This window comes from Oleiagrimonas sp., assembly GCF_027858935.1.
Classification (GTDB): domain Bacteria; phylum Pseudomonadota; class Gammaproteobacteria; order Xanthomonadales; family Rhodanobacteraceae; genus Oleiagrimonas.
The window spans coordinates 1-5,067 of the sequence record NZ_JAQIBU010000183.1 but is presented as its reverse complement, the minus strand read 5'-3'; the positions used below and the strand labels follow the sequence as shown (position 1 = coordinate 5,067).

The window sequence follows — 5,067 nt, the reverse complement described above, 5'->3', positions numbered from 1 at the left end:
CGTGCACGAAGCACGCGCAAAAGCCTCACGCGCCGCGGCCTGCCTGCGGGTGGACCTTTCGACGGACTGATGCGCGACCGTCGGGTGAGGGGCCGGCGCGCAACCCGGAGTTCACCCTGGGCGAAGTGACCGAAGATGTCGTGATCAGCGAGCATGCGGTCATGCCTGACCTCGGCAGGGGATCTGCAGGACAGCGGCGTGCTGATGCGACCGCGCGATAAGCGGCGCAATGGATCCACCATCAACGCGCAGGTTCGACTGCGGTATCGGGTCCAGGGGCATTGCCAGGTCGCGGGACTGGTGGACCTGGTCGTCGGTTCGGTGGAAGAGGGTTCAGACTGTGTTGCGCAGGGGCTTCCAGCCGGAATCGCCCAGGGTTTCCAGACCCGCGAAGCGGCGCTTGTAGTCCATCTTCGGGTGGCCTTCGATCCAGTAGCCCAGATACAGGTATTCCAGCCCGCGCTGGCGGGCCATTTCGATCTGGCTGAGGATGCCGAAGGTGCCCAGGCTGCGCGCGGCATGCTCGGGATCGAAGAAGGTGTACACCGCCGACAGGCCGCTGACGCACACATCGGTGACGGCCACACCAAGCAAGCGGTCCGCCAGGCGCATTTCGAGGAACAGGGTGGGGCTCCAGGGTGCGCTGAGAAACTGTTCGAAGTCCGCCGGCTCGGCCTGGTCCATCCCGCCTCCGGGATGGCGGTGGCGCAGATAGCGCATGTACAGTTCGAAGCGTTCCTCGGTGTACCCCGGTGCTGCCTCGATCACGACGAGGTCGGTATTGCGCTTGTGGCAACGCTTCTGGCTGCGGTCCGGGGTGAAGGCTTCCACCGGCACCCGGCAGGGCCGGCAGGCCTGGCAATGCGCGCAGCGCGGACGGTACAAGTGCCCGCCGGCACGCCGAAAGCCCTGGTTCAGGGCCTTGGGGTACATGCGGTCCAGATGGGGGGCGGACGGGTCCAGCACCAGATTCTGCGCCGCGCGCTGCGAGAAGTAGCCGCAGGCGTGGGGCAGGGTCAGGAACAGTCGGACACGTTCAGAGCGCATGGGCTTTATATCGTGGGTCACCGGTCCAGTCTACCGCCACCCCGGATCGGGTCCAGCACGTCGTGATGATAGTCCCGTCGAGGATCAATCAGAACAGGTGCAACGCGCGCAGCGTCATCAGTACCAGCACGGCGGCGACCGAGGCAAAGGCGATCATGCGCGCGCGGTTGACCACGGCGCGTCGTGCCTGAACCGGTTTTTTTTCGGTGGCACGTGATGCGGCAAGCACTTCGGCATAGCGCGTGAGAGGTTCCAGCCCGGCTTCGCGCAGCAGCTCCCTGGCCTGCGTGAGGTCGGCCGCGAAACGCACCTCGACCTGCGGCCAGCGGCTGGAATCACCGGGGTTGCTGTAACTGAAGCGCTGGTAGCTGGGCCGGTTGTAGGTCGCACGATTGTTGATCTTGGTCTCGATGCCGTGCTCGGCGAGCAGGGCGACCACTCGGTCGACGTTTTCGTGGCGGGGTGAAGTATAGATTTCGCGCATACGGGCATTTTATCGCGTTGGCGAGGAGAAATGCGCTGCATGGATGCAACGCTTGTCATTCGTCGCGCAACCGCACCAGGCCTTCCTGCGCGGTCGAGGCGACCAGTTGTCCGTCACGGCTGAAGATCATGCCGCGCGCCAGCCCCCGGGCGCCCTGTGCGGTGGGACTGTCGAATGAGTACAGCAGCCATTCGTCGACCCGGAATGGGCGATGGAACCACATGGCGTGGTCGAGGCTGGCCATCTGCACGTTGTGGCTCATGTAGGAAATGCCGTGAGGCAGCGTGGTGGTGCCGATCAGGTGGAAGTCCGAGGCGTAGGCCAGCAATGCACGCTGCTGGTCAACAGAGGTCTCGGGCACCTTGCCGTTGAGCCGGAACCAGATGTGCTGGTAGGGCGGCCGCTTGCTCGGATGCAGCTCGTCGCGCGGCCAGACCTGGCGAAATTCGAAGGGGCGGTCCACGCCCAGCCAGCGCTGCAGTTTCACGGGCAGCTTGTCCAGTTCCTCGGGGGGCAGCGGCTTCTGCGGCTCGATGTCTTCCGGGGCGGGCACTTCGGGAATCGATGTCTGGTGCTCGAACCCGTCCTCCGGGATCTGGAACGACACGGCGCAGTTGAGGATCGGCTTGCCGTGCTGGATTGCGACCACGCGCCGCGAAGAAAAGCTGTGGCCGTCGCGTGCGCGCTCGACCGAATACACGATGGGCGCCTCGACGTCGCCGGCGCGCAGGAAATAGGCATGCAGAGAATGCGTCTCGCGATCCGGGTCCACGGTCTGCTGGGCAGCCGAGAGCGCCTGTCCGAGCACCTGCCCGCCGAACACGAAACGGGTGCCGATGTCGCGGCTCTGACCTCGGAACAGATTGTCTTCCAGGCGTTCGAGCTGCAGCAGCTCGACCAGTTCAGCGACGTGCGTGTTGCTCATGAAAAGTCCTCGGACGGCAGAAGACGGGAAAGTATAGCCGGGTGCAGTGTGCGTGCCGCGGAGCGTGCGCGCTCTATGCGCTCGCGGTATCGGGCATGAGTCGCTGCAGACGGGTCCGGGAAAGGACGTGCTGCCATGGGAACAGCGGCCCCGGATCCCGCTTGCGCGGCACCTGCATGGATGGATCGTCGCTGGCCTCGACCCGTTCGGTGTCAAGGTCCTCGTGGCCGGCGATCCAGTGCAGGTCCGGCAGGCGGGCCGCCATCTCATCCAGCAGTGCGCATAGGTTCTCGATCTGTGCGTCCGGATAGGCCTCTGCCATCTGCTGATGGCGGTGGTCCAGCCAGTGTGGGTAGCGTCCGGTGTTGACCATCTCGATGCCGATCGCATGAGCGTTGTGGGCGCGGACATGGTGCGCGACGCGATCATCGGGTACAAAGCGATGGATCCGACCGTCGCGATCCACGTAGTAGTGTCCACTGTTGCCGGTGCCGCTGGGATAGCGGACCCGCTCACCGTATGCGCGCGCCATGTCCAGGTCCGGTAGTTCCGTGCAATGGATCACCACGAGGTCGACCGCATCCAGCGGACGCGGTTCGAGCCGGTCGACATAGGGCAGCGGCCAGTCGTGGATGATCAAGCTGGACATGGCGCAAGTCTCTCACGATACGGATCGTCGGTCAGGAACCGCTCGCCGCCTGCTACGATTCGCGGTTCAACGGGTTGCTCCGGAGCTTTTTCATGCGCGGTCACATCATCCTTTCCCATGGCAGCAATAGCGGCCCCGATGCGACCAAGGTCAGCGTCCTGGCGCAGGCTGCCGAGGACATGGGCTTTTCCACCGAACGCCCGGACTACCGCGACTGCGACGAGCAGGGCGAGCTCGAGTCGGTCGGGCCGCGCCTGGAGCGGTTGATCGGACGCATCCGCGCTGTGCCACGGCCGCCCTTGCTGGTGGGCTCAAGCATGGGCGCCTTCGTTTCCGGACTGGCGTCAGTGCAGGCCTCATGCCGGGGCCTGTTCCTGTTGGCTTTGCCGACCCGGATTCCCGGCTATCGACAGGCGTTCGACATGGCGCGCGGCCTGCCGTCATTGCTGATCCACGGATTCACCGATGACCTGTGTCCGGCCAGTGACGCCATGGCCTTTGCACGATCGGCGCAGATCAACACCATCCTGGTCACCGATGGCCATCGCCTGTCCTCGCAAGTGCCGTTTATCGAGCGGCAGTTCCGACTGTTCCTTGAGAGTCTTCCAGCGTGAGTGAATTCTTCGCCAGTTGTCCACGCGGACTGGAGTACCTGTTGCGCGACGAGCTGCTCAGCCTTGGAGCCACATCCGCGCACGAGGCCCTGGCAGGGGTGTATTTCCAGGGTGAACTGGAGCAGGCCTACCGTGCCTGCCTGTGGTCGCGCCTGGCCAGCCGCATCCTGTTGCCGCTGGCCCAATTCGACGCAGCCGACGACGAGGCGCTGTACCAGGGCGTGCGAAGCATCGACTGGGCGCAGCACCTGTCACCTGAGGGCACCATGGCGGTGGATGCGGTGCTCTCGCGCAGTGCGCTCACGCACAGCCGTTTTGCCTCGCTGCGGGTCAAGGACGCCATCGTCGACCAGTGCCGCGAGCGTTTCGACACCAGACCCTCGGTCGACGTCGAGCAACCGCAGGTACGCGTCCACCTGCACGTGAAGAAGAACCGCGCCACGGTTTCGCTGGACCTGGCCGGGACGCCATTGCATCGGCGCGGCTGGCGCAGCGGTCAGGGCGAAGCGCCGTTGAAGGAAAACCTGGCCGCAGCCGTGCTGCTGCGCGCGCAGTGGCCACGAATCCATGCCGAGGGCGGCGCCCTGGTCGACCCGATGTGCGGTTCCGGCACGCTGCTGATCGAGGCCGCGTGGATGGCAGCCGATATCGCGCCCGGGCTGGATCGAACATATTTCGGCCTGCTTGGCTGGCGCGGCCATGACGCGCCGCTGTGGCAGCGCCTCAAGGACGAAGCCGCACAACGCGCCGAGAACGGCCTGGGTGCGCTCAAACCCTGTTTCTACGGCAGCGATCACGACGACCGCGTGCTGAAACTTGCCGCGCGCAATGCCCAGGACGCGGGCGTGGCAGGATTCGTGCAGCTCGAACACCACGATGTCGCCTACCTGCCTGCGGCGCGTGGCGAACGTGGCCTGGTGGTCTGCAACCCGCCCTATGGCGAGCGCCTCGGTGACCGGGAGCGCCTGCCGGAGCTGTATCGCACGCTTGGCAAGGTGTTGCGCGAACGCTATCCCGGATGGCATGCGGCAGTGCTGTGTGGCGACACCGAGCTGGGGCATGCGCTGGGCGTGCGCGCGGACAAGCGCTACACGCTGTACAACGGCGCGCTGGAAACCGTGCTGGTGACCTTCGACCTGCGTGCGGCCGATGCGCCTCCGCCGGAGCCGAAGCCGCTTTCGGCGGCGGCGCAAATGCTTGCCAACCGTCTCAACAAGAATCTCAGACACCTGCAAAAGCGCCTGTCCCGCGAAGGCATCACCTGCTACCGCGCCTATGACCAGGACCTGCCCGAATACGCACTGGCCATCGATGTGTACGAGGACTGGCTGCACCTGCAGGAATACCG

At 65.3% G+C, this 5,067-nt stretch carries 6 protein-coding genes; 2 read left to right on the top strand and 4 right to left on the bottom strand.

Features of this window, described 5'->3' with window-relative positions; all coding sequences use genetic code 11:
* Nucleotides 1–333: 333 nt before the first annotated feature.
* From PF446_RS06785 to PF446_RS06770, 4 genes are all read right to left on the bottom strand, one after another.
* A complete protein-coding gene (locus tag PF446_RS06785; protein ID WP_298070503.1) occupies nt 334–1,047 on the bottom strand; it encodes an arginyltransferase in 714 nt (237 codons plus the stop codon).
* Nucleotides 1,048–1,135: 88 nt separating this feature from the next.
* On the bottom strand, nt 1,136–1,531 hold the full coding sequence (locus tag PF446_RS06780; protein ID WP_298070501.1) for a hypothetical protein: 396 nt from the start codon (nt 1,529–1,531) through the stop codon (nt 1,136–1,138).
* 55 nt (nt 1,532–1,586) lie between these two features.
* Nucleotides 1,587–2,456 (bottom strand): acyl-CoA thioesterase II, encoded by an 870-nt coding sequence (gene tesB / locus PF446_RS06775; protein WP_298070499.1) that lies wholly within the window; start codon nt 2,454–2,456, stop codon nt 1,587–1,589.
* Between the two features lie 73 nt (nt 2,457–2,529).
* The gene (locus PF446_RS06770) at nt 2,530–3,105 is read right to left on the bottom strand and encodes an N-acetylmuramoyl-L-alanine amidase (protein WP_298070497.1); all 576 of its coding nucleotides are present in this window, start codon (nt 3,103–3,105) and stop codon (nt 2,530–2,532) included.
* Between the two features lie 92 nt (nt 3,106–3,197).
* Between PF446_RS06770 and PF446_RS06765 the strand changes: the two genes are divergently transcribed.
* Together PF446_RS06765 and rlmKL are read left to right on the top strand one after the other, a co-directional pair.
* On the top strand, nt 3,198–3,719 hold the full coding sequence (locus PF446_RS06765; protein ID WP_298070496.1) for an alpha/beta hydrolase: 522 nt from the start codon (nt 3,198–3,200) through the stop codon (nt 3,717–3,719).
* On the top strand, nt 3,716–5,067 hold a 1,352-nt coding region (gene rlmKL, locus PF446_RS06760), incomplete at its 3' end, for a bifunctional 23S rRNA (guanine(2069)-N(7))-methyltransferase RlmK/23S rRNA (guanine(2445)-N(2))-methyltransferase RlmL (protein ID WP_298070495.1). The genes PF446_RS06765 and rlmKL, both read left to right, overlap by 4 nt.